Below are 22,044 nucleotides of genomic sequence, written 5' to 3'. Positions count from 1 at the left end.
TCGAGGACCGCGAGCAGCCCGCGCAGCAACGACACCCGCGACGCATACGCCGGTTCCAGCGCCGGCGAGTCGAGCAGCGCGGTGCCCTCGACCCCGAACAGATCCGACATCGTCACCGCGACACCGCGCTTGGCCAGCACCGCGTGCACCGAGGACTTGACCGATGACCGCCACCGGGCGAGCTTGGCCCGGTAGCGCACCAACTCCCGCAACGCCCGCACCGGGGCCGGAGCGATGTGCGCCTCCGGGAGCCGACCCATCCGCGGCAGATCAGCCAGATCCGCCGCGTCACGCTAGTCGTTCTTACCCGCCGGTAGGTGAACCCCTTCACCGCCAACGGGTGCGCCAGGTGCACCTGCGCGCCCAGCTCCTGCAGAGCCTCCACCGCCCAGTACGAGCCGTAGGTCGCCTCCAGCACCACCCGGGGCGTATCACCGGCGGCGGCCATCTCCCGGCGCAGCACCTCGGCGGTGGACGGAATCCGTGCCATCGTCCCCAACCGCTCCCCGGCCGCGCTCCTCCGCACTATCGCCGTGTGCCTCCGATGGAGGTCGATCCCGACGATCTGGGGCTCGTAACATGTGCTCACAGGGGCCTCCCTTGTCGTGAACCATGAGCACCCCGAGCATGACCGGGGACCCACGAGGAGCGGAGGCCCCGCTCCTTCATCGCATCAGGTTCCGTCCCCCAGGGTCGGCTCAGCCGCGCACCAGGCGCGTCAGGATGGCCGTAGAGGGCACCGTGTAGGCCCCGCGTCGCTGCACCGAGCGCACCACCTCGGCGTCGGAGGTGGCCACCAGCACCGGCCGGCCCTGCGGCTCCGCGGCCACCAGGGCCCGGATCACGTCGTCGGCGATGACGCCCTTGTCGCTGAACAGCACCCGCACCCCGCGCGTCCCGCGCACCGGCGCCGCGACGACCCCCGCCCCGTCGAACACCACGGTGACCTCCACCCCGGTGCGCGCGGCCAGCGCCGCGAGCTGCCCGACCAGGCGGGTGCGCTGGTCGGCCAGCGTCAGCTCCGGGTAGCCGGTCTTGCTGACGTTGTAGCCGTCGACGACCAGGTGCACCGTGGGCACGGCGAGCAGGGCGTCCAGTGCGGCGAGCCCGTCGACGGCCCCGCCCCCGGCCGCCGCGCCCGCCCCCGTCACCAGGTCGCCGGGCCGCGGGCCCCCGCCGCCCAGTGCCAGCTCGCGGCGCAGCCCCGCGACGGCGCCGCCCAGGGTGTCGACGAGCAGGCCCAGGCGCACCTCGTCGGCCTGGCGGGCCTCGCGTACGGCCTGCCGGGCCGACGCGACCTCGGTGGCCGCCCGGTCGGCCCGCCTGCGCTCGGCGTCCGCCCGGGCCCGCTCGGCGTCGGCGGCGGCGCGGGCGGCGGCCAGCTCGGCGGCCCCCGACGCGCGCAGCTCCTCCACGGCCCGGTCGGCGGCCGCGCGCCCGTCGAGGGCGGCGCGCAGCTTCGCGCCCTGCTCCGACACGCGCCTGCGCAGCTGCTGGTACTCCGTGTCGCGCTGCTCGCCGGCCGACCGGGCCTGCGCGCGGGCCTCGCCGAGCTCGCCGCGCAGCCGCTCCAGCTCGGTGGTCAGCTTGTCGACGCGTGACAGCGCCGCGTCGCGCTCGGCCCGCAGCTCCCCCACGTCGCCGCGGTGTGCGGCCGCGGCCACCACCTCGGCCGCCGCGACGTCCCCGACCAGCACCGCGGCGGCCGCGGCCGTCAGCGCGTCGTCGGCGTCGGCGGTCAGCTCGCCGGGCCGGTGCTCGTCCCACCAGGCGACGACGGCCGTGCGGAACACCGTCGAGGAGTCGAGCTCGGCCAGCAGCGCAGGCGCCCCCAGCTTCGCGCGCTTGGCCGGGGTGAACCGGGCCAGGCGGCGCAGCGGCACCGGCACCTCGGTGGCCGGCATCCCGCCGACGGCGGTGGCCGCGACGTCGGCGAGCCGGGCGCGCACCGCCTCGGGCAGGCGCGACCACTCCACGGGGTCCCCCCCGTCGGCGCCTGGCGTCCCGGACATCGCACCAGGTTATCCGCGGTCGCCGGTTCTGTCGGGGTGCCCCGCTAGCGTCCCGCGCCGTGACCGCTCCCCCGGTGAGCCAGCTCTCGTTCGACGAGCTGGGCACGCCCCTGCGCGAGGTCACGTTCGTGGTGCTCGACCTGGAGACCACCGGCGGCTCGGCGAAGGCCGACGCGATCACCGAGATCGGGGCGTTCAAGGTGCGCGGCGGGGAGCGGGTCGGCGAGCTGTCCACGCTGGTCGACCCCGGGGTCGGCATCCCTCCGGGCATCGTCGCCCTCACCGGGATCACCACCGCGATGGTGCGGGCCGCCCCGCCGGTCGCCGCGGTGCTGCCCGCGCTGCTGGAGTTCCTGCGCGGCGCGGTGCTGGTGGCGCACAACGCCCCCTTCGACACCGGCTTCCTGCGCGCGGCCTGTGAGCGTCACGGGCTGGCCTGGCCGCGCCCGCCGGTGCTGTGCACCGCGCGCCTGGCCCGGGCGGTGCTGCCCCGCGAGGAGGCGCCGAGCGTGCGGCTGGGCGCGCTGGCGCGGCTGTTCGGCACCACCACCACGCCCAACCACCGCGCCCCCGACGACGCCGCCGCCACCGTCGAGGTGCTCCACCACCTGCTGGAGCGCATCGGCAACCTCGGGGTGCAGAGCCTCGAGGAGCTGCTCGCGCTGGCGAAGGACTCCGCACCGCACCGGCCCACCACGGGGCAGCGGCGCAAGCGCACGCTGGCGCGCGGGGTCCCGTCGGCGCCGGGGGTGTACCTGTTCCGCGGCCCGCGCGACGAGGTGCTCTACGTCGGCACCAGCGGCGACCTGGCCCGCCGCGTCCGCAGCTACTTCACCGCCGGGGAGCGCAGGCGCCGGGTGCGCGACATGGTGGCGCTCGCCGAGCGCGTCGACACCGTGGTCTGCGCGCACGCGCTGGAGGCCTCCGTGCGCGAGCTGCGCCTGATCTCCGCCCACCGCCCCCGCTACAACCGGCGCTCCCGCAACCCGCACCGGGGCTGGTGGGTCACCACGACGGTCGAGCCGTTCCCGCGACTGTCGGTCGTCACCACCCCGTGCGACGGCGCGCTCGGCCCGTTCCGGTCGCGCGGCGCGGCCACCGCCGCGGTCGACACGCTGCTCGACGCCGTCCCGCTGCGGCCCTGCACCCCGCGGATCCCGCTGCGCCCGGTGGCCACCCCGTGCGCCCTGCACGAGCTGGGGCGGTGCGCGGCGCCGTGCGCCGGGCTGCAACCGGTCGCCGAGTACGCCCCCGCCGTCGACGCGCTGGCGGCCCTGGTCGAGGGCCGCGACGACGCCGCGCTGCGCCGCCTCGCCGACGCCGTCGACGCACTGGCGGCGCGGGAGCGCTTCGAGGACGCCGCCGCCCGCCGCGACCGGCTCGCCGACCTGATCCGGGCGCTCGCCGGCACCCAGCGTCTCGCCGCGCTCGCCCGGGTCACGGAGCTGGTCGGCGCCCGTCCCGACGGGCGCGGCGGCTGGGAGGTCGCGGTCCTGCGCCACGGACGGCTCGCCGCCGCCGGGGTCGCGCCCCGCGGCGTCGCCCCGATGCCCGTGATCGACGCGCTGCGCCTCGGCGCGCAGACCGTGCTCACCGGGCCCGGCCCGCTGCACGGCGCGCCCCACGAGGAGGTGCGGCTGCTGCACCGCTGGCTCGCCACCGGTGGCACCCGCCTGGTGCACAGCGAGCCGCTGTGGTCCGAGCCCGCCCGCGGCGCCCCGTCCTGGACGGCCTGGGCGGAGCGCGCCCGCCCGCTGGAGGTGCCCGACTGACGGCGACTACCGTCCGGGACACCACCGCCGACCCCCAGGAGCCCGCCCGTGATCACCGCGATCGTCATGGTGCACACCGCCGCCGACCGCATCCCGGAGACGGCCCAGGCCATCGCCGACCTCGACGGCGTCAGCGAGGTCTACTCCTGCGCGGGCGACGTCGACCTGATCGCGGTGGTGAAGGTCGCCCAGCACGACCAGCTCGCCGAGATCATCGCCGGACGGCTGAGCAAGGTCGAGGGCGTGCGGCGCACCGACACCCACATCGCCTTCCGCTCCTACTCCCGCGCCGACACCGAGTCCACCTTCTCGGCCGGCTTGGACTGACGCCCGTCACGGGGCCGGGCGATGCGTCCGTCACGGGCGGGGCGGGGCGCCCGTCCCGGGGCGGGGCGGGGCGGGGCGGGGCGGCACACACTTCACGGGGCGGGGCGGCGGCTCAGGGGGTGCCGGACCGTCACCGTCCGGGGCCGGGATGGGCGGCGCGCGCGATCCGGGCGGTGCGGCTCCCGGTGGCACGACATGCCGCGACACGGCGCCTGCCGGTGATCACCGAGTCGGAACCGGTACCGGGCTCCAGCACGCTCCCGGTTCCGAGATGTCGATCACCAGCGCGCAGGGGGCACGCCCGGCACCTTGACCGCGACACCACCGTCCAGGCCCGGCTCACCTCCACCACGCCCGACCGGCCGGCCCTGGTCCGCCCCGTGCTGCCCGACCTACCGGCACCGCAACCCCGGAACCCCGCGGCGCGGTCACCGCAGCACGCACCGGCCCTGGGAAACGCGGGCCCGCGGCAACTCCCACAGCCCCGGCGATCCGGCACGCCGGCCGCCCGGGCCCCCGAGATCCGGGTCCGACACCCCGGCGCCGAGCCGATCCACCCTGTCGCCGGAGGCTCGCCCCACGCACCCCCTCGCGAGCGGACCGGTGCGGTAGCCCTACCAACCATGATCACCGGACCGGAACCGTCAACGGGCTCCAGCGCGCTCCCGGTTCCCGGACGTCGATCACGAGGCCCGACCCGACACGGGAGTCCACAGGACCACGGCACCGGCCGGCAGTCCTCTGCGGCGCCGCCGTCACCACCGCGGGGAATGCCAACGCCCGCACGGCAACGGCACCGCCGACCGTCACGGAGCAGTACCACACAGGAAGCACCACTACGGCGGAACAGCACCCTCGCCGCGGAGTGTCTCGGCCCAGCAGAACCACGACGACCGGCACACCCGGCGGCGCTGCGGCGGGACCGGCTCGGTGCCGACGCCACCGGCACCCACCGCACGGGTACAGCTCAGCGCAGCGCCGTCGAGACCTCGGCCCAGCGGGCGAGCAGGCGCTCGGCCGCGCCGGAGTCGATCGCGGCGGCCACGCGGGGCAGGGCCGCGCGCAGCTCGTCGACGAGCGACGGGCCGGGACCGTCGAAGGCCACCAGCGCCGCGGCGGAGTTGAGCAGCACCGCGTCGCGCACCGGCCCGCCCTTCCCGGCCAGCAGCTCGCGGAACACCCCGGCGTTGACCGACGCGTCGCCGCCGCGCAGGTCGTCGTGGGTGGCGCGGGCGATGCCGAGGTCGGCGGGGTCGAGCGTCTCCACCCGGACCGCGCCGCCTGCCACCACCCACACCGTGGACGTCGCGGCGGTGGTGAGCTCGTCGAGCCCGTCGTCGCCGCGCACCACCAGCGCCGCCGCCCCGCGCGCGGCGAGGACGTCGGCGATCACCGGCGGCATCGTCGGGAAGGCGCACCCGATCAGCGACGCGGCGGGCTGGGCGGGGTTGGTCAGCGGGCCCAGGACGTTCATCGCGGTGGGCACGCCGAGCTCGCGGCGGGTGCCCGCGGCGTGGCGCATCGCGGGGTGGAACACCGGCGCGAAGCAGAACCCGATCCCGGCCCGCGCCACGCACTCGGCCACCCCCTCGGCGGGCAGGTCGATGGCCACGCCGAGCGCCTCCAGCACGTCGGCGGTGCCGCTGGCCGAGGACGCCGCCCGCCCCCCGTGCTTGACAACCGGCGCCCCGGCCGCGGCGACCACCACCGCCGACATCGAGGAGATGTTGACGGTGTGGGCCTGGTCACCGCCGGTGCCGACGACGTCGACGGCGCGGACGGGCACCGTGAAGCGGCTCGCGTGGGCGAGCATCGTCTCGGCGAGCCCGGTGATCTCGGCGGCCGTCTCGCCCTTGGCCCGCATCGCGACCAGGAACCCGGCCAGCTGGGCGGGCGTGGCCTCGGCGGACAGGACGCGGTCCATCACCCAGGCGGTGTCGCCCGCGTCGAGGTCCTGGCCCCGGATCAGGCTGCCCAGCAGCGCGGGCCAGGTCCGCAGGTCGGCCACCGGTGCTCAGCCGCGGGAGACGGCGGGCAGCTCGCCGGCCTGTGCGCGGCGCAGCACGTCGGCCACGACCTCGGCGGCGGCGATGGGGTCGAGCGGGTGCACGAGCACGGCGTCGGCCTGCGACCAGGTGGCCAGCCACCGGTCGTCGCGGCGGCGGACCGTGACGACGATCGGCGGGCAGTCGGTGATCTCGTTCTTCAGCTGCCGCGAGATGCCCATCCCGCCGGTGGGCTGAGCCTCGCCGTCGAGGATCGCGAGGTCGACCGATCCGGCGTCGGCGGCCGCGAGCACCTCGGCGATGCCGCTCGCCTCCAGGAACGTGACGCGCCCGAGATCGGGCGCCGGGCGCCGTCCGACGGCGTTGACGATGGCCTCCCGGACCTCGGTCCGGTGGCTGAGCACCAGCACGGTCAGGGCCTCACGGGCGACGGGGCTGTTCACGCGCGGAACTCTAGACCGCGCCCGCCGCGTGCGAACGAGAACCCGTTGGGTCCCCGACAGGCTGTAGAAGTTGATTGGGGGTCATAATGCCCGGGTGACGACAGCGGCTCCCAACATCAGCGCGCGGATCCACTCGCTGAACCGGCCCAACCTGGTCAGCGTCGGCACGATCGTCTGGCTGTCCAGCGAGCTGATGTTCTTCGCCGGACTCTTCGCGATCTACTTCACCGCGCGCGCACAGAACGAGGGCGAATGGCCCCCGGCCCCGACCGAACTCAACGTGCCCTACGCGCTGGCGGTGACGATCGTCCTGGTGGCGTCGTCGTTCACCTGCCAGTTCGGGGTGTTCGCCGCCGAGCGGGGTGACGTCTTCGGCCTGCGCCGGTGGTACCTGCTCACGCTGGCGATGGGCACGTTCTTCGTGCTCGGGCAGGCCTACGAGTACAGCGTGCTGGTCCGGGAATACGACACGACGCTCGCCTCCAGCGCGTACGGCAGCGTGTTCTACATGGCGACGGGGTTCCACGCCCTGCACGTCATCGGCGGCCTCGTGGCGTTCGTGTACCTGCTCATCCGCACGAAGCTGAGCAAGTTCACCCCGCAGCAGGCCACCGCCGCGATCGTGGTGTCGTACTACTGGCACTTCGTCGACGTGGTGTGGGTGGGTCTGTTCGCCGTCATCTACTTCATTCGCTGACATGCCGGAACTACCCGAGGGCGCGCAGATGACCACCACACCGAACAAGCGCGGGGCGCGTACGCGGTTCCGCCGCCGCCTCGCGGGCGCGATGGCGCTGGGCATCGGCCTCGTGGCCGCCGGCGGGCTCTATGTGGCAGCCACCCCGGCGCCGCAGGTCGCCCAGGCCCAAGAGGCCGACACGGCACTGCTGGCGCAGGGCCAGGTGCTCTACAACAACGCCTGCATCACCTGTCACGGAGCGAACCTGCAGGGCGTCACCGACCGCGGGCCCAGCCTGATCGGCGTCGGCGACGCGGCCACCTACTTCCAGGTCTCCACCGGCCGCATGCCGCTGGCCCGCCAGGAGGCCCAGGCGATCCGCAAGCCCCCACGCCCCGAGTTCGACCCCGCCACCGAGCAGGGCCAGGCCAACCTCGATGCGCTGGGTGCCTTCATCCAGGCCAACGGCGGCGGCCCGGTCCGGCCGGAGGCCAGCGGTGATGCGTTGCGCGGGGAGAACCCGGCCCGCGGCGGCGAGTTGTTCCGGCTCAACTGCGCGTCGTGCCACAACTTCACCGGCCGCGGCGGCGCGCTGTCCTCGGGCAAGTTCGCGCCCACGCTCGACCCGGCCAGCGAGACCGCGATCTACACCGCGATGCTCTCCGGCCCGCAGAACATGCCCAAGTTCTCCGACCGGCAGCTCACGCCGGAGGAGAAGCGGGACATCATCGCCTACATCAAGTCGGTGTCCGGCGACGTCGCCAACCCCGGTGGTGCCGGTCTCGGCGGCATCGGCCCGGTCTCGGAAGGCCTCGTCGCCTTCATCGTCGGCCTCGCCGGGCTGATCGGATTCGCGCTGTGGCTGGGAGCCAAGTCATGACCCTCTCCGAACAGGACCACCCGAGCGGGGTCCGCCGCCCCGCCCCGGCCGAGCTCGACGACATGACGCCGGACCAGCTCGCCACGCTGGCGGCGAACCTCGACGACGTCGAGATCGTCCACAACCAGCGCAAGTTCCCGATCCCCGGCACCCGCGCCGAGAAGCGGGCCGAGCGGGCCGTCGCCCTGTGGTTCGCCATCTCGGCGCTGTCGGGGCTGGCCTTCCTCGCGGCGTTCGTCTTCTGGCCCTACGAGTACGTGCCGCCGTCGGACCCGGGCTACCAGGTCTACGCCCTCTACACCCCGGTCATCGGCGGCACCTTCGGGCTCGCCGTGCTGGCCCTGGGTGTCGGCGTCATCTCCTACGTCAAGAAGTTCTTCCCCGACGAGGTGTCGGTGCAGCAGCGCCACGACGGCGTCTCCGACGAGGTCGACCGCCGCACCGTCATCGCACAGCTGCAGAAGGCGGGCCAGGACACCGGCATCGGGCGCCGCAAGCTGATCACCCGCGCGGCGGGCGGCGCGGCGGGCGTGTTCGGCCTCGGGCTGGGCATCGCCGCGGTCGCCCCGCTCGTGCGCAACCCGTGGGAGGGCGGCGACCAGGCGGCCCTGTGGACCACCGGGTGGCGCGCCGTCGACGGCGAGACCGTCTACCTGCGCCGCGACACCGGCATACCGGAGGAGATCTCGCTGGTCCGCCCGGAGGACCAGGACCCGGGCTCGATGGAGACGGTCTTCCCGTTCCGCGAGTCGGAGCGCGGCGACGAGGAGGCGCTGCTGCGTGCGCTGCGCCGCTCGGACAACCCGGTCATGCTGATCCGCCTGCGCCCCGGCACCGAGACGGTCAAGCGGGCGGGCCAGGAGGACTTCCACTACGGCGACTTCTACGCCTACTCCAAGCTGTGCACGCACCTGGGCTGCCCGACCTCGCTGTACGAGACGCAGAGCCAGCGCATCCTGTGCCCGTGCCACCAGAGCCAGTTCCTGGCCACGGAGTACGCGCGGCCGGTCTTCGGTCCGGCCACCAGGTCGCTTCCGCAGCTGGCCATTACAGTGAACGACGAGGGGTACCTCGTCGCCACCCGTGACATGGAACCCGTCGGACCGGCCTTCTGGGAGCGGAGATCATGAGCTCGATCACGACGCCGACCACGTCCGGCGGGGGCGGCAACGCCCTGGTCGCCGGGGCCCTCGACGGGGCCGACCAGCGGTACCACCCCGCAGCCGGCATGCGGAAGCAGTTCAACAAGGTCTTCCCGACGCACTGGTCGTTCATGCTCGGCGAGGTCGCGCTCTACAGCTTCATCGTACTGCTGCTCTCCGGTACCTACCTGGCGCTGTTCTTCGACCCCTCGATGGCCGAGGTCACCTACGACGGGGCGTTCGAGAACCTGCGCGGGGTCCACATGACCCGCGCCTACGAAAGCAGCCTCGACATCTCCTTCGAGGTGCGCGGCGGGCTGTTCGTCCGGCAGGTCCACCACTGGGCCGCGCTGCTGTTCATGGCCGCGATGATCGCCCACATGTTCCGCACCTACTTCACCGGCGCCTTCCGCAAGCCCCGCGAGGCCAACTGGGTCATCGGAGTGCTGCTGATCTTCATCGGCACCTTCGAGGGCTTCACCGGCTACTCCCTGCCCGACGACCTGCTCTCGGGCACCGGTCTCCGCATCGCCTCGGGCATCACGCTCTCGGTGCCGGTCATCGGCACCTGGACGCACTGGGCGCTGTTCGGCGGGGAGTTCCCGGGCACCGAGATCATCCCGCGGCTCTACATCATCCACGTGCTGCTGCTGCCGGGCATCCTGCTCGCGTTGATCGCGGTGCACGTCGGGCTGGTCTGGTACCAGAAGCACACCCAGTTCCCCGGTCCCGGCCGCACCGAGAAGAACGTGGTCGGCGTCCGGATCCTGCCGGCCTTCGCGGCCAAGGGCGGCGCGTTCTTCGCGGTGTTCGTCGGCGTCGTCGGCATGATGGGCGGGTTGTTGCAGATCAACCCGATCTGGAACCTGGGCCCGTACAACCCGTCGCAGATCTCGGCGGGGTCGCAGCCCGATTTCTACATGGGCTGGTCCGACGGCATGGCCCGGCTCTGGCCGGCGTGGGAGATCTACCTGGGCAACTACACCGTGCCCGCGGTGTTCTTCCCGACCGCGGTGTTCCTGCCGCTGATCTTCGTCGTCGCCGGTGCCTACCCGTGGCTGGAGGCGCGCTTCACGAAGGACACGGCGCTGCACAACCTGCTGCAGCGGCCCCGTGACGTGCCGGTCCGGACGTCGCTGGGCGCGATGGCGATCACGTTCTACATGGTGCTGCTGATCAGCTCGGCCAACGACTGGTTCGCGTTCTTCTTCGACGTGTCGCTCAACGCCACCACGTGGATGGGCCGGATCGGCCTGCTGATCCTGCCGCCCATCGCGTACTGGGTCACCTACCGCATCTGCATCGGTCTGCAGAAGGGCGACCGCGCGGTGCTGGAACACGGCATCGAGACCGGCATCATCAAGCGCCTCCCGCACGGTGAGTTCATCGAGGTGCACCAGCCCCTCGCCGGGGTCGACGCCCACGGGCACCCGATCCCGCTCGCCTACCAGGGCGCCCCGGTGCCCAAGCGGATGAACCAGCTCGGCATGGGCGGCAAGCCCGTCGCCGGCTCGCTGATGACGCCCGACCCGCGCGAGGAGACCCTGGCGCTGGAGAAGGCACGGGCCGAGGAGGCCGCGGCCGAGGCGGCCCTGCACGCCGGCCACTCGGGCGACGACGAGCGCGCGGCCCGCACCGGGCAGAAGGAGCTCGCCGGCAGCCCCGACGGCGGTCGCCCGAAGGACCCCGAGGACTGACCCGACGCTCGCACGGAACGGAAGGCCCCGCCGGACACCCGGCGGGGCCTTCCGCGTTCCGTCGGCATGATCCCCACCGCAGGGGGAGGCCGGGTGGCCGCCGCCACACGGACGCGCTAGTGTGCTCCACATGCGCTCCCTCCTCGCCCTCGACGCGGCCGTACCGCCGCGCGTCGGCTGAGCCAGGCCGCCGGCGCGCCGCTCCTCCTCTCACCGAGGCCTGGCTCGGGTCCCCGTTCCCTCGGACCCCCGGAGCCCACGATGACCGTTCTCGACCACTCCCCCCGCACCACCTGGACCCCCCGCGTCCCGCGCCGCCACGAGATCGTCACCACGGCCGGCATGGAGGGCATCCTGCGCATCGGCGACGCGCTGCGCGCCTGTGGCTACCCCGTCCGCGACTTCACCGCCGACGTCCGCGACGGCGTCCCGTACAGCTCCGTCACCTGCACGGTCTCGCTCACGCGGGCCGAGGAGGCGTCGTTCGCCGACCGCCTGTGCACGCTGCTCGGGGTCGTCTCCGTCGAGCCCTGCTGATCGGCTACCGGGCGGGTGGCACCGGCACGGTCACCACGCGCAGGTCGTCGATCGCCGCGAAGTCGTCGGGGTTGCAGGTGTGCACGGGCAGGTCGTGCGCCACGGCCACCGCGGCGATCAGCGCGTCGTAGGCCCGGGCCTGCGGCTTCCGGCCGGCTCGCCGCAGCGCGGCCGCGACCCGACCGAACGCGCGAGCGGCCGCGGCGTCGAAGGGGAGCGGGTCGAAGTCCGCCTCGGCCTGCTGCAGCACCGTCTGACGTGCGGCCCGCTCGTGCTCGGTCGTGGCCACCAGTGGCCCTACCGACAACTCGGCCAGCGTGACCGCGGAGATCAGCGGCTCGGCGGGCAGGCCGTCCGTCGAGGTCAGCCTGGGGAGCATGATGACCGTGCTGGTGTCGAGCAGCCCCCGGCCCGCGGAGGTCGTCACAGGGTGGGGTCCAGCACGTCGTCCAGGTCGGCGCGGAACGTCACCGGGTCGACGGCGGGGACGTGGCGCCACCGCAGGAGCAGAGAGTCGGCCGTGAGCCGGGGCCGGGGCAGCGGACGCAGCTCACCGACGGGTACGCCGGCCCGTGTCACGAGCACCGTCTCCCCCCGCTCCACACGGCTCATCACGTCGCCACCGTGGTTACGGAGATCGCGGATCGTCACCTCGTCCATCGCACCAGCGTATCACCGGTGAGACATGGCCCCTCAGAACCAGGCGGACCGGACGTCGAGGGTGGTGCGGTCCAGGCTCTCCAGCAGCGCGAACTGCGGGCCGGTGCGGGGCAGCTCGTGGCGCAGGAAGTACGCGGCGGCGGCGCGCTTGCCGTTGTGGAAGTCGCCGGTGCGGTCGCCGACGGCCACCAGCTGCTCCAGCCACATCCAGGCGACGACGACGTGCCCGACCGCCTCCAGGTAGGTCGAGGAGTTGGCCAGCGTGACGGCCGGGTCGCCCGCGCCCCAGAGCACGGCCGTCACCTCCCCGACCCGCGCGGCCGCGGCGCCGACGGCGTCGGCCTCCCCGGTGAGGCCGGCCGCCCGGGCGCGCCCGACGGCGGCGTCGATCGTCTCCAGCAGCAGGCGCAGGCCGGCGCCGTCGTGCAGGCGGACCTTGCGGCCCAGCAGGTCGAGACCCTGGATGCCGTGCGTGCCCTCGTGGATCATGTTGAGGCGGTTGTCGCGCCAGAACTGCTCCACGGCGTACTCGCGGGTGTAGCCGTAGCCGCCGTGCACCTGGATCGCGAGGTCGTTGGCCGCGAGGCACCACTGCGACGGCCAGCTCTTGGCGATCGGGGTGAGCGTGTCGAGCAGCAGGTGGGCGCGGGCGCGCTCGACGTCGGAGGCCGCGGTGCGCTCCTCGTCGAGCAGGCGCGCGCAGTAGAGGATCAGCGCGACCGCGCCCTCGGCGTAGGACTTCTGGGCGAGCAGCATCCGGGCGACGTCGGGGTGCTCGACGATCGGCACCGGCCGCCCGTCGCGGCGGCCCTGGACGCGGGTGCGCGCGTAGTCGAGCGCGTGCAGGTAGCCGGTGTAGCCGAGCGCGGCCGCTCCCCCGCCGACGCCGACGCGCGCCTCGTTCATCATGTGGAACATCAGGGCCAGGCCCTGGCCCGGCTCCCCCACCAGGTACCCGACGGCCCCGGCCGCGCCGCCCGGGGTGTGCCGCCCCTCGCCGAAGTTCAGCAGCGTGTTGACGGTGCCGCGGTAGCCCATCTTGTGGTTGACCCCGGCGAGCGAGACGTCGTTGCGCTCCCCGTTCTCCAGCACCTTGGGCACGATGAACAGCGAGATCCCCTGCACCCCCGCCGGCCCGCCGGGGATCTTGGCCAGCACCAGGTGGACGATGTTCTCGGACAGGTCGTGGTCGCCGCCGGAGATCCACATCTTGTTGCCGCGCAGGCGGAAGGTGCCGTCGTCGGAGGGCTCGGCGCGGGTGGTGATGTCGGCCAGCGACGACCCCGCCTGCGGCTCCGACAGGCACATCGTCCCGAAGAACCGGCCCTCCAGCATCGGGCCGACCCACGTCGCGATCTGCTCCGGGGAGCCGTGGGCGAGCAGCAGGTTGGCGTTGGCGATGGTGAGGAACGGGTAGGCCGAGGTGCCCACGTTGGCCGCCTGGAACCACAGGAAACAGGCCTGCGCCACGGTCTGCGGGAGCTGCATCCCCCCGACCGAGGCGTCCATCGCGGCCGACAGGATCCCGGTGCCGGCGAACGCCTCCAGCGCCTTCCCGACCTCGGGGATCATGTGCACCCGCTCGCCGTCGAACTCGGGCTCGGCCACGTCGGCGGCCCGGTTGTACGGCGCGAACCGCTCGGTGGCCACCTGCTCCGCGAGGTCCAGCACGGCGTCGAAGGTCTCGCGGGAGTGCTCGGCGAACCGCTCCCGCGCGGTCAGGGCGCCGACGTCGAGCCAGTCGTGGAGCAGGAAGTCGAGGTCGCGGCGGGACAGCAGCAGGGAACGCACGGCCCCGAGGCTAACCCGCGAGTTTGCCGTCCACGCACACCGAATTGTCCATCGCTGCCCGGGGCCGGCGCACACGATCGGCAAACTCGCCGGGCGGGATCGGCAAACTCGCGGGTCAGGGGGTGGTGGTGGCGCCGTGGGCCGCGTCGAGCATCTCGGCCAGCTCCGCGACCTTCACGCGCTCGGCGCCGCGCAGCCCGCCGCGGCGGACCTCCTCGGCGTCCAGGCGCAGCCACGACGTCCAGTCGACGGGGCGGATGCCGTGGGCGGCCAGGGCGTCGCGCAGGGCCTCCGGCTCCGGGTGGGCGGGGGCCGGGAGGGTCGGCAGGTCGGCCAGCAGCGCCGCGACGGTCTCCTGCGCGTCGCCCTTGTTGGTGCCGATGACGCCGGTCGGGCCGCGTTTGATCCAGCCCGTCACGTAGGCGCCGGGCACCGGGACGCCGTCGCGCACCACCCGCCCGCCCTCGTTCGGGACCGTGCCGGTGGCCTCGTCGAAGGGCAGGCCGGGGATCGGCTCGCCCGCGTAGCCGATGGCGCGCACGACGAGCCCGACGTCGAGGGTCTGCTCCTCGCCGGTGCCGACCACGCGCCCGGAGGCGTCGAGCGCGGTGCGCTCCACGACGATCCCGGACACCCGTCCGTCCGCGCCGAGCAGCCGGACCGGGGACCGCAGGAACCGCAGGTGGATCCGGCGGCGGGCCCCGCCGAGGGGGCGGGCGGCCCAGTCGGTGAGCATCGCCAGGTTCTGCTTCTGCCGCCGGTCGTCGGGCTCCTCGACGCCCGCGGCCAGCAGCCCGTCGTCGTGGACGACGACCTGCGCATCGGCCAGGTCGCCGATCTGGCGCAGCTCCGCCGGGGTGAACCGGACGTGCTGCGGACCGCGGCGGACCAGCACGTGCACGTCGCGGACGGCGCTGCCGCGCAGCGCGTCGAGCACCGGGCCGGGGACGTCGGTGGCGGCCATCTCGTCGGGCGCCTTCGCCAGGACGCGGGCGACGTCGAGCGCGACGTTGCCGGCCCCGACGACGGCGACGCCCGGGTGGTCCAGCGCCGGGTCGAGGCCGGTGAAGTCGGGGTGGCCGCAGTACCAGCTGACGAACTCGCCCGACCCGTACGAGCCCGCGAGGTCCTCCCCCGGCACTCCGAGGTCGCGGTCGACCGAGGACCCGGTGGCGTGCACGACCGCGTGGACGTGGGTGCGCAGCTCGTCGAGCGGGATCCCGCCGTCACCGATCCGGACCCCGCCCAGGAACTCGACATCGGCCGGATCGAACGGCTTCTGCAGCACCCGGATGACCGACTTCATCTTGACGTGGTCGGGCGCCACGCCGTAGCGGACCAGGCCGTAGGGGGCGGGCAGCCGGTCGAGCACCTCGACGCTCACCGGCTCCCCCGACGACAGCAGCGCCGCCGCCGCGTAGAGCCCCGACGGGCCGGCCCCGATCACCGCGACGCGAAAGTTCACGACTCCTCCAGTGGCAGGAAGCGGGGCGCCCGTTTCTCGACGAACGACGCCACCCCCTCGCGCAGGTCGGGGCCGCCGATGAAGCGGTCGACGTGGGCGAAGGCGCTGGCCAGCGCCTCCTCGTAGGTGGAGTCGGCGGCCTCGCGCAGCTGGGCGGCGATCACCGCGACGGCCCGCGGGGCGCAGTGCAGGGCGAGATCGCGGGCGTAGGCCTGTGCGGCGGCGAGCACGTCGTCGCGCGGGACGACCCGGCTGACCAGCCCGAGCCGGTGCGCCTCCGCGGCGTCGAACACCCGGGCCGAGAGCAGCAGGTCGGTGGCGTTCTCGGTGCCGACCAGGCGCGTCAGGGTCCAGGCGATCCCGTACTCGGCGACGAGCCCGCGGCGGGCGAACGCGGTGGTGAAGCGGGCGGTGTCGGCGGCGAAGCGGACATGGCAGAACAGGGCCTGCACCAGCCCGACGCCCGCGCACGCCCCGTTGATCGCGCCGATCAGCGGCTTCGGGAACTCGCGCGGCACGGCCACCGACCTGTGCGGCAGCACCGCGCCGTCCTGTGCGAGCCCGTCGAGGCGGCCCAGGTCGGCGCCGGGGCAGAACGTCGACCCGGCACCGGTGACGACGACCGCGCGCACCACCGGGTCGGCGGCCGCCGCGGACAGGTGGCCGTAGTAGGCCTCCTCGATGTCCTCGCCCCAGCCGTTGCGCCGCTCGGGCCGGTTGAACGTCAGGGTGCGCACGCCGGCGTCGTCGGTCTCGGCCAGCACGGGCTCCATGACCTGACCCTAACGGTCGAGTCCATCCGTTCGGCCGAACGAGTTCAGGTAATCGTGGGGCTACTCTCCGGCGTCATGGCGCTCCCGGACGGCACGATCCTGAGCAAACGCGTGCTCGTGGAGCTCTCGCACGCGATCGAACGGTTCGCGCTGGCCGCCGAGCCCGGCGCCCCGCTGGTCGTCGTCGCGATGTTCCAGCGGCTGTCCTACTTCCGCCGCGAGACCGAGGTCTACACCGACATCGCGGCGCGCAGCTCCGTCACCCTCGTCGGGCTGGTCGAGGACTTCCCGCCGCAGCTGCCGCCCGGCGTCCGGCACGTCCTGCTGGCCGAGGACGAGGACCTCGCGCGCGAGTGGAGCGTCACGGTGCTCGGCCCGAACGGCGGGGCCACGCTGGTCGCGGTCGACCAGGAGCGCGTCGACGCGGGCGCCCACACGCTGGAGGAGGGGCGCCGGTTCCAGGGGTACTGGTCGTTCGTGCGCGCCGACGCCTACCGCGAGATCCTGCGGCTGCGCGCGCAACTGACGCTGCCTGCCGAGACCGTCGAGGCGATCGACGAGGTGCTGCACGCCGTGCTCGCCGCGCCGGAGCCGCGCCACCAGGACCGGTGGAACGTGCCGCTGCGCTTCTTGGCCGACCGCGTCGACGCGGGCGTCCGCGAGCGCGCGGGGCTGCAGACCCGCCTCGACGCGGCCGTCGGGCACCACGACGACGTCGCCGAGCGCGACCCCCGCACCGGCCTGCACACCGAGCGGTTCCTGGCCCGCTGGACCGCGGGCCTGGGCGCCGGGCTCCCGGTCGGGCTGGTGCTGCTGCGGGTGCCGGGGGTGGCGGCGCTGCGCGCGAAGTACGGGCTGCGCGCCGAGCTCGCCACGCTGCAGGGCATCACCCGCAGCATCCAGGAGCTGTTGACGCCCAGCGACCGCGTGGTCCGGCTGGGCCGCGAGGACTTCCTGGCCGTGCTCCCGTCGTGGCGCGAGTCCGACGTCCTGGGCCTGTGCGACGAGGTGTGCACGCGCGTGTCGGGGCTCGACCAGCAGTACCCGTTCGTCGCCCTGCCCGCCACGGCCGCGGCGACCGTCACGCGCGAGCGGCCGCTGCCCGTCGACCGGCTCGTCGCGCAGGTCGACGGCGGGCGCCGCGTCAGCCTGCTCGTGTAGCGGGAGCGCCGCGGAAGGTGCGCCGGTAGTCGACCGGGGAGACGCCGACGACCTTGCGGAAGTGGTGGCGCAGCAGCGCGCCGGTGCCGAACCCGCTGCGCCGCGCCACGTCGTCGACGCCCAGGCTGGTGTCCTCCAGCAGCCGCTGGGCGAGCAGCACCCGCTGCAGGGTGAGCCAGCGGTGGGGCGTGGTGCCGGTCTCGGCGACGAAGCGGCGCGCGAAGCTGCGGTCCGACATCCGGGCGCGCCGCGCCAGCCCGGCGACGGTGTGCTCCTCGTCGAGGTGCTCGAGTGCCCAGTCCAGCACGGGCGCGAGGCCGTCGGCGGTGCACGCCGGGACCGGCTGCTCGACGAACTGCCGCTGCCCGCCCTCGCGCTGGGGCGCCACCACCATCCGCCGCGCGATCGTGTTGACCACCGCGCTGCCCAGCTCCCGGCGCACCACGTGCAGGCAGGCGTCGATCCCGGCGGCGGTGCCGGCGCTGGTGATCACGTCGCCGTCGTCGACGAACAGGACGTCGGGGTCGACGACCGCGCGCGGGTAGCGCGCCCTCAGCTCGTCGACGTGCATCCAGTGGGTGGTGCAGCGCCGCCCGTCGAGCAGGCCGGCCTCGCCGAGGACGAACGAGCCCGAGCAGACGCTGAGGATCGTCGCGCCCGCCGCGGCGGCGGCACGCAGCGCGTCGAGGACCTCGGGGGCGAACTCGCGGGCGTGGGTGGCGGCCACGGCGACGAGGTCGGCGCCCGCCAGCGCGTCGAGCCCGTGGTCGGGCACCACCGACATGCCGACGGAGGTGCGCAGCGGCTCCCCGGCGACGGGACCGCAGATCCGCAGGTCGATGGGGGGCAGGCCGTCGGCGGTGCGGTCGACGCCGAAGACCTCGCACAGCGTCGCGAACTCGAACGGCGAGACGACGGGCAGCACGAGTGCGGCGACGGAGCGGAGCATGGCAGCATCTTACCGATAGGTGTCTTCTCTGCCACTGGTGGCGTCATCTTGATGAGCGGACACTTACTGCCATGACCACCGCAGCAGTCGTCCTCCTCCTCCTCGGCCTCGCCGTGTGGCTCTCCGCGGCCCGGCCGGCCCGACCCCTCCTGTCCGCCTACGACCGTGACCGGCAGCTCGCCGAGCTCCGCGCCATGGCCTGCTCGCGAGCCGACGTGCACCTGTGACATCTGTCAGCCCTCGCCACTGACCGGGGCCACTGCCGGGCGGCGCCGGGGCGCGGGACAGTACCTCCATGACCGAGGTACTGGACATCGACGGCGTGCACCACCGCTACGGCCCGCACGTCGCCCTCGACGGCGTCGACCTGCGGGTCCGGGCCGGGGAGTGCGTCGCGCTCCTCGGCCCGAACGGCGCGGGGAAGACGACGCTCATCGGGCTCGCCACCGGGCTGCTGGCCCGGCAGCGGGGCCGCGTCGCGGTGTGCGGGGGCGACCCCCGGCGCGCGGCGACCCGGCGCGACCTGGGCGTCGTCCAGCAGACGATGGGCTTCCCGAACACCGAGACGGTCGGCGAGCTGGTGCGCGGTGCCGCGGTGCGGGCCGGGCGCACGGCGTCGGCGGTGGGGCCGGTGCTCGCCGAGATCGGCGTGTCCGACCTGCGGCCCCGGCGGGCGGCGAAGCTGTCGGGCGGGCAGCGCCAGCGCGTCGGGCTGGCGATGGCGCTGGTCGGCGACCCGGCCCTGCTGCTGCTCGACGAGCCCACCGTCGGCCTCGACGTCACCGCGCGGCGCGCGTTCTGGCAGATCCTCGCCCGGCGCCGCGACGCGGGCGTCGGCATGGTGCTGACGACCCACATCGTCGAGGAGGCCGCCGCCGTGGCCGACCGCGTGGTCGTGCTGCACCGCGGCCGGGTCGTCGCCGCGGACACCCCCGCCGGGCTGGCGGCCCTGCTGCCCGACCGCACGGTCAGCGCCCGCACCGCCGTCGACGAGGTGACGCTGCGCGCGCTGCCCGGCGTCCGGACGGTGCGCCGCGACGGCGACCGCGTGCAGGTCGGGACCACCGAACCCGAGCAGGTGCTGCGCGGGTGGCTCGCGCTCGACCGGACGCTGAGCGGGCTGCGCGTCGAGGGCGCCGGCCTGGAGCAGGCGCTGGTCTCGCTCACCGGGGAGCAGGTGCCGGCATGACCACCTACGCACCGGTGCTCCGCGTCGAGATCGGCGAGGGCCTGCGCGCGATCCTGCGCGAGCCCACCGCCCTGTTCTTCTCCGTGCTCATGCCCGTCGGCTTCTACGCGCTGTTCACCTCGATCTTCGGCCGCGAGCAGGCCGTCGGCGAGCTCCCCTACGCCGCGACCTCGCTGGCCACCTACGGCGCCTTCGGCGTGGTGTCGGTGATGCTGCTCAACCCCGGGATCGGGGTCGCCGAGGACCGCACGCGGGGCTGGCTGCGCGTGAAGATGGTCTCGGCGACGCCGATCGGGGTGTCGCTGGCCGCCCGCGTCGTCGCGGCCCTGCCCTACGCCCTCGGCGTGATCGTCGCGATGAGCGTGGCGTCGCTGCTCATCGCCGGGCCGGTGCTCGACGTCGTGACGTGGCTGCGGCTGGTGGCCGTGCTGGTGCTCGGGGGGCTGCCGTTCGCGCTGTTCGGGCTCGCCGTCGGGTTCGTGGCGTCGTCGAACGCGACCGCGGCGATCCTCAACGCGGTGCTGTTCCCGATGGTGCTGGCGTCCGGGCTGTGGATCCCGCTGGAGATCATGCCGGGATGGGTGCAGGCGGTCGCGCCGTACCTGCCGACCTACCACCTCGCGCTGCTCGCGCAGGCCCAGCTGACCGGCGCCGCCGCGCTCGGGCACCTGCTGGCGGTGCTGCTGACGACCGCGCTCGGTGCCCTGGCCGCCGGGCTCGCCTACCGTAACCTGCGGGTATGAGCGAGCTGCGCCGCTGGTGGGAGGGCTCGCCGCGGCGCTGGCCCGCCTCCACGCTGTGGACACTGTTCTGGCTGTCGATGCTGTTCTTCCAGCCGATCTTCGACGACCGCGACCGGCCGCTGCAGTGGGCCGTCGCGGCCACCGTCGTGGTGCTGTTCGTGCCGTTCTACCTGGCCGTGGAGCTGCGCGACGGCCCCGCCCGGCGCTGGGCCGCACCCGTCACCACGCTGCTGGCCGTGGCCGCCGTCCCGTTCAACTCGGGCGCGAGCGTGCTGCTGGTCTACGCCGCCGGTTTCGCGGGCTCGTTCCTGTCGCGGCGCAGCGCCGTCCGGTGGCTGGCCGGGCTCACGGCCCTGCTCGGCGCGATCGCGCTGGTGTCCTCCATCCCGTTCCCGTACCGGATCATGGCCTTCGCCCCCTCGCTCGCCCTGATCTGGGTGATCGGGCTGCTCACGGTCGAGGGCGTCGACGCCGAGCGCGAGGCCCGCTTCCACCGGGCCCGCGTGGAGTACGCCGCCACGCTGTCCGAGCGCGAGCGCATCGCCCGCGACCTGCACGACCTGCTCGGCCAGACCCTCACCGGCATCGTCGTGCGCTCCCAGCTCGCCCAGCGCCTCGCCCGCGGCGACGTCGACGCCGGGGTCGCCGAGATGGCCGAGGTCGAGCAGGCCGCGCGGGCGGCCCTGACCGAGGTGCGGGCCACGGTCTCGGGATGGCGGTTCGTCGAGTTCGACGACGAGGTGGCCGTCGCCCGCGACGCGCTGCGGGCCGCGGGGGTGGAGCTGGTGGTGGTGCGCGACGCCGCCGTCACGCTCGTCCCGACGGCGGAGACCGCGCTGGCGCTCGCGCTGCGCGAGGCCGTCACCAACGTCGTGCGGCACTCCCGGGCGCGGCGCTGCACGGTCACCCTGCGCCACGTCGCGGGGGCCGACGGCGGGCAGGTGGAGCTCGAGGTCGTCGACGACGGGGTGGGCGGCTCGGCGACCGACGGCAACGGGCTCACCGGGATGCGCGAGCGCGTCGCCCAGCTCGGCGGCGAGCTGCGCAGGCGGGGCACCGGCGGCACGTCGCTCACGGTGGAGCTGCCCGCGGTGGTGGCCCGGTGAGCCCGATCCGGCTGGTGCTGGCCGAGGACCAGGCGATGGTGCTCGGGGCGTTCGCGCGGCTGCTGGCGATGGAACCCGACCTCGACGTCGTCGCCACCGCCGTCGACGGGCCGTCGGCGTTGGCCGCGGTGCGCGCCCACGACCCGGACGTGCTGGTCACCGACGTCGAGATGCCCGGCGCCACGGGGCTGGAGGTGGCCGCCGACCTGGCCGGCGGGCGGACCCGGCTGGTGATCGTCACGACCTTCGCGCGCTCGGGCTACCTGCGCCGCGCGATGGACGCCGGGGTCGCGGGCTACGTGCTCAAGGACGCGCCGGTCGACCGGCTCGTCGACACCATCCGGCGGGTGCACGCGGGCGAGCGCGTGATCGACCCGGCGCTGGCCGTCGCGGCGTGGGACGCCGCCGACCCGATGACCGACCGGGAGCGCGACGTCCTGCGCCTGGCCGCCGACGGCCTGCCCAACGGCGAGATCGCGCGCACCCTGTTCCTCGCCGAGGGCACCGTCCGCAACTACCTGTCGACGGCGATCACCAAGCTCGGGGTGCGCAACCGCATCGAGGCCGCCCGCGTGGCCCGCGACTGCGGCTGGCTCTGACCCCGCCCCCCACCCCGCGAGTCCCCCGAATCCCGTCCGCGAGTCCCCGGAACCCGCGTGTGAGTCCACGCGGGTTCCGGAGTACCCGCGGACGGAGAACGGGGACTCGCGCG

The 22,044-nt window shown here is 74.4% G+C and carries 22 protein-coding genes and 2 pseudogenes; 13 read left to right on the top strand and 11 right to left on the bottom strand.

Annotated elements, in window-relative coordinates:
* The 3 genes and pseudogenes from PHY01_RS23820 to PHY01_RS23815 all read right to left on the bottom strand — a co-directional run.
* A pseudogene (locus PHY01_RS23820) lies at positions 1-260 on the bottom strand (hypothetical protein); the annotation flags it as partial.
* 62 nt (positions 261-322) lie between these two features.
* Positions 323-589: pseudogene (locus PHY01_RS28295) on the bottom strand (IS110 family transposase); the annotation flags it as partial.
* A 109-nt stretch (positions 590-698) separates the two neighbouring features.
* On the bottom strand, positions 699-2,012 hold the full coding sequence (locus tag PHY01_RS23815) for an NYN domain-containing protein (RefSeq protein WP_141282113.1): 1,314 nt from the start codon (positions 2,010-2,012) through the stop codon (positions 699-701).
* A 59-nt stretch (positions 2,013-2,071) separates the two neighbouring features.
* Here PHY01_RS23815 and PHY01_RS23810 point away from each other — a divergent pair, with 59 nt between their 5' ends.
* Positions 2,072-3,784, top strand: coding sequence for a DEDD exonuclease domain-containing protein (locus PHY01_RS23810; protein WP_141282111.1), 1,713 nt, complete (start codon positions 2,072-2,074; stop codon positions 3,782-3,784).
* A 48-nt stretch (positions 3,785-3,832) separates the two neighbouring features.
* Complete coding sequence (locus PHY01_RS23805; protein ID WP_141282109.1) at positions 3,833-4,111, top strand: Lrp/AsnC family transcriptional regulator; 279 nt, start codon at positions 3,833-3,835, stop codon at positions 4,109-4,111.
* 967 nt (positions 4,112-5,078) lie between these two features.
* On the opposite strand, the gene trpD is transcribed toward PHY01_RS23805, so the two are convergent.
* Positions 5,079-6,119 (bottom strand): anthranilate phosphoribosyltransferase, encoded by a 1,041-nt coding sequence (gene trpD, locus PHY01_RS23800; RefSeq protein ID WP_141282107.1) that lies wholly within the window; start codon positions 6,117-6,119, stop codon positions 5,079-5,081.
* A gap of 6 nt (positions 6,120-6,125) precedes the next feature.
* A complete protein-coding gene (locus PHY01_RS23795) occupies positions 6,126-6,560 on the bottom strand; it encodes a hypothetical protein (protein WP_141282105.1) in 435 nt (144 codons plus the stop codon).
* Positions 6,561-6,654: 94 nt separating this feature from the next.
* Between PHY01_RS23795 and ctaE the strand changes: the two genes are divergently transcribed.
* From ctaE to PHY01_RS23770, 5 genes are all read left to right on the top strand, one after another.
* Complete coding sequence (gene ctaE, locus PHY01_RS23790) at positions 6,655-7,257, top strand: aa3-type cytochrome oxidase subunit III (RefSeq protein ID WP_141282103.1); 603 nt, start codon at positions 6,655-6,657, stop codon at positions 7,255-7,257.
* 28 nt (positions 7,258-7,285) lie between these two features.
* A complete protein-coding gene (gene qcrC / locus PHY01_RS23785; protein WP_141282101.1) occupies positions 7,286-8,119 on the top strand; it encodes a cytochrome bc1 complex diheme cytochrome c subunit in 834 nt (277 codons plus the stop codon).
* A complete protein-coding gene (gene qcrA / locus PHY01_RS23780; RefSeq protein WP_141282099.1) occupies positions 8,116-9,249 on the top strand; it encodes a cytochrome bc1 complex Rieske iron-sulfur subunit in 1,134 nt (377 codons plus the stop codon). Before qcrC ends, qcrA begins: the two co-directional genes overlap by 4 nt.
* On the top strand, positions 9,246-10,958 hold the full coding sequence (gene qcrB, locus PHY01_RS23775; RefSeq protein WP_141282097.1) for a cytochrome bc1 complex cytochrome b subunit: 1,713 nt from the start codon (positions 9,246-9,248) through the stop codon (positions 10,956-10,958). Before qcrA ends, qcrB begins: the two co-directional genes overlap by 4 nt.
* Before the next feature lie 261 nt (positions 10,959-11,219).
* Entirely contained in the window at positions 11,220-11,495 is a 276-nt protein-coding gene (locus tag PHY01_RS23770) for a hypothetical protein (RefSeq protein ID WP_141282095.1), read from the top strand.
* Between the two features lie 4 nt (positions 11,496-11,499).
* On the opposite strand, the gene PHY01_RS23765 is transcribed toward PHY01_RS23770, so the two are convergent.
* The 5 genes from PHY01_RS23765 to PHY01_RS23745 all read right to left on the bottom strand — a co-directional run bounded on the left by PHY01_RS23765 (position 11,500) and on the right by PHY01_RS23745 (position 16,184).
* Positions 11,500-11,922: a type II toxin-antitoxin system VapC family toxin gene (locus PHY01_RS23765; protein WP_246086114.1), complete on the bottom strand. Its 423-nt coding sequence runs from the start codon at positions 11,920-11,922 to the stop codon at positions 11,500-11,502.
* A complete protein-coding gene (locus PHY01_RS23760; RefSeq protein ID WP_174824154.1) occupies positions 11,919-12,155 on the bottom strand; it encodes a type II toxin-antitoxin system Phd/YefM family antitoxin in 237 nt (78 codons plus the stop codon). The genes PHY01_RS23765 and PHY01_RS23760 overlap by 4 nt, the downstream gene beginning before the upstream one ends.
* Before the next feature lie 33 nt (positions 12,156-12,188).
* The gene (locus PHY01_RS23755) at positions 12,189-13,946 is read right to left on the bottom strand and encodes an acyl-CoA dehydrogenase (RefSeq protein ID WP_141282093.1); all 1,758 of its coding nucleotides are present in this window, start codon (positions 13,944-13,946) and stop codon (positions 12,189-12,191) included.
* A 115-nt stretch (positions 13,947-14,061) separates the two neighbouring features.
* Positions 14,062-15,411 carry an FAD-dependent oxidoreductase gene (locus tag PHY01_RS23750; RefSeq protein WP_141282091.1) on the bottom strand — a complete coding sequence of 450 codons (1,350 nt, stop codon included), beginning with the start codon at positions 15,409-15,411 and terminating at the stop codon, positions 14,062-14,064.
* Positions 15,408-16,184 (bottom strand): enoyl-CoA hydratase-related protein, encoded by a 777-nt coding sequence (locus PHY01_RS23745; RefSeq protein ID WP_141282089.1) that lies wholly within the window; start codon positions 16,182-16,184, stop codon positions 15,408-15,410. The genes PHY01_RS23750 and PHY01_RS23745 overlap by 4 nt, the downstream gene beginning before the upstream one ends.
* Positions 16,185-16,259: 75 nt before the next feature.
* Here PHY01_RS23745 and PHY01_RS23740 point away from each other — a divergent pair, with 75 nt between their 5' ends.
* On the top strand, positions 16,260-17,345 hold the full coding sequence (locus PHY01_RS23740; protein ID WP_141282087.1) for a sensor domain-containing diguanylate cyclase: 1,086 nt from the start codon (positions 16,260-16,262) through the stop codon (positions 17,343-17,345).
* Here the strand turns inward: PHY01_RS23740 and PHY01_RS23735 are convergent.
* Positions 17,329-18,294 (bottom strand): GlxA family transcriptional regulator, encoded by a 966-nt coding sequence (locus PHY01_RS23735; RefSeq protein ID WP_141282085.1) that lies wholly within the window; start codon positions 18,292-18,294, stop codon positions 17,329-17,331. The genes PHY01_RS23740 and PHY01_RS23735 overlap by 17 nt on opposite strands.
* Before the next feature lie 71 nt (positions 18,295-18,365).
* Here PHY01_RS23735 and PHY01_RS26725 point away from each other — a divergent pair, with 71 nt between their 5' ends.
* The 5 genes from PHY01_RS26725 to PHY01_RS27815 all read left to right on the top strand — a co-directional run bounded on the left by PHY01_RS26725 (position 18,366) and on the right by PHY01_RS27815 (position 21,931).
* The gene (locus PHY01_RS26725; protein WP_170183955.1) at positions 18,366-18,521 is read left to right on the top strand and encodes a hypothetical protein; all 156 of its coding nucleotides are present in this window, start codon (positions 18,366-18,368) and stop codon (positions 18,519-18,521) included.
* Positions 18,522-18,589: 68 nt separating this feature from the next.
* On the top strand, positions 18,590-19,483 hold the full coding sequence (locus PHY01_RS23730) for an ABC transporter ATP-binding protein (protein WP_141282083.1): 894 nt from the start codon (positions 18,590-18,592) through the stop codon (positions 19,481-19,483).
* A complete protein-coding gene (locus PHY01_RS23725; RefSeq protein WP_141282081.1) occupies positions 19,480-20,226 on the top strand; it encodes an ABC transporter permease in 747 nt (248 codons plus the stop codon). The genes PHY01_RS23730 and PHY01_RS23725 overlap by 4 nt, the downstream gene beginning before the upstream one ends.
* Positions 20,223-21,332: a sensor histidine kinase gene (locus PHY01_RS27820; protein WP_141282079.1), complete on the top strand. Its 1,110-nt coding sequence runs from the start codon at positions 20,223-20,225 to the stop codon at positions 21,330-21,332. Before PHY01_RS23725 ends, PHY01_RS27820 begins: the two co-directional genes overlap by 4 nt.
* Positions 21,329-21,931 (top strand): response regulator transcription factor, encoded by a 603-nt coding sequence (locus PHY01_RS27815; RefSeq protein WP_281283707.1) that lies wholly within the window; start codon positions 21,329-21,331, stop codon positions 21,929-21,931. Before PHY01_RS27820 ends, PHY01_RS27815 begins: the two co-directional genes overlap by 4 nt.
* Positions 21,932-22,044: the final 113 nt, after the last annotated feature.

Source organism: Pseudonocardia hydrocarbonoxydans (assembly GCF_006539565.1).
GTDB classification, from domain to species: Bacteria; Actinomycetota; Actinomycetes; order Mycobacteriales; family Pseudonocardiaceae; genus Pseudonocardia; species Pseudonocardia hydrocarbonoxydans.
The sequence above is the reverse complement of the archived record's forward strand: the minus strand, read 5'-3'. Positions and strand labels throughout refer to the sequence as shown.

Excerpts from the sequence above, each read along its gene's own strand:
- PHY01_RS23770 (WP_141282095.1), top strand. The coding sequence starts at position 11,220 with ATGACCGTTCTCGACCACTCCCCCCGCACCACCTGGACCCCCCGCGTC.
- PHY01_RS27820 (WP_141282079.1), top strand. The coding sequence starts at position 20,223 with ATGAGCGAGCTGCGCCGCTGGTGGGAGGGCTCGCCGCGGCGCTGGCCC.
- PHY01_RS23735 (WP_141282085.1), bottom strand. The coding sequence starts at position 18,294 with ATGCTCCGCTCCGTCGCCGCACTCGTGCTGCCCGTCGTCTCGCCGTTC.
- PHY01_RS23725 (WP_141282081.1), top strand. The coding sequence starts at position 19,480 with ATGACCACCTACGCACCGGTGCTCCGCGTCGAGATCGGCGAGGGCCTG.
- qcrA (WP_141282099.1), top strand. The coding sequence starts at position 8,116 with ATGACCCTCTCCGAACAGGACCACCCGAGCGGGGTCCGCCGCCCCGCC.
- qcrB (WP_141282097.1), top strand. The coding sequence starts at position 9,246 with ATGAGCTCGATCACGACGCCGACCACGTCCGGCGGGGGCGGCAACGCC.
- qcrC (WP_141282101.1), top strand. The coding sequence starts at position 7,286 with ATGACCACCACACCGAACAAGCGCGGGGCGCGTACGCGGTTCCGCCGC.
- PHY01_RS23740 (WP_141282087.1), top strand. The coding sequence starts at position 16,260 with ATGGCGCTCCCGGACGGCACGATCCTGAGCAAACGCGTGCTCGTGGAG.
- PHY01_RS26725 (WP_170183955.1), top strand. The coding sequence starts at position 18,366 with ATGACCACCGCAGCAGTCGTCCTCCTCCTCCTCGGCCTCGCCGTGTGG.
- PHY01_RS23745 (WP_141282089.1), bottom strand. The coding sequence starts at position 16,184 with ATGGAGCCCGTGCTGGCCGAGACCGACGACGCCGGCGTGCGCACCCTG.
- PHY01_RS23730 (WP_141282083.1), top strand. The coding sequence starts at position 18,590 with ATGACCGAGGTACTGGACATCGACGGCGTGCACCACCGCTACGGCCCG.
- PHY01_RS23760 (WP_174824154.1), bottom strand. The coding sequence starts at position 12,155 with ATGGACGAGGTGACGATCCGCGATCTCCGTAACCACGGTGGCGACGTG.
- PHY01_RS23815 (WP_141282113.1), bottom strand. The coding sequence starts at position 2,012 with ATGTCCGGGACGCCAGGCGCCGACGGGGGGGACCCCGTGGAGTGGTCG.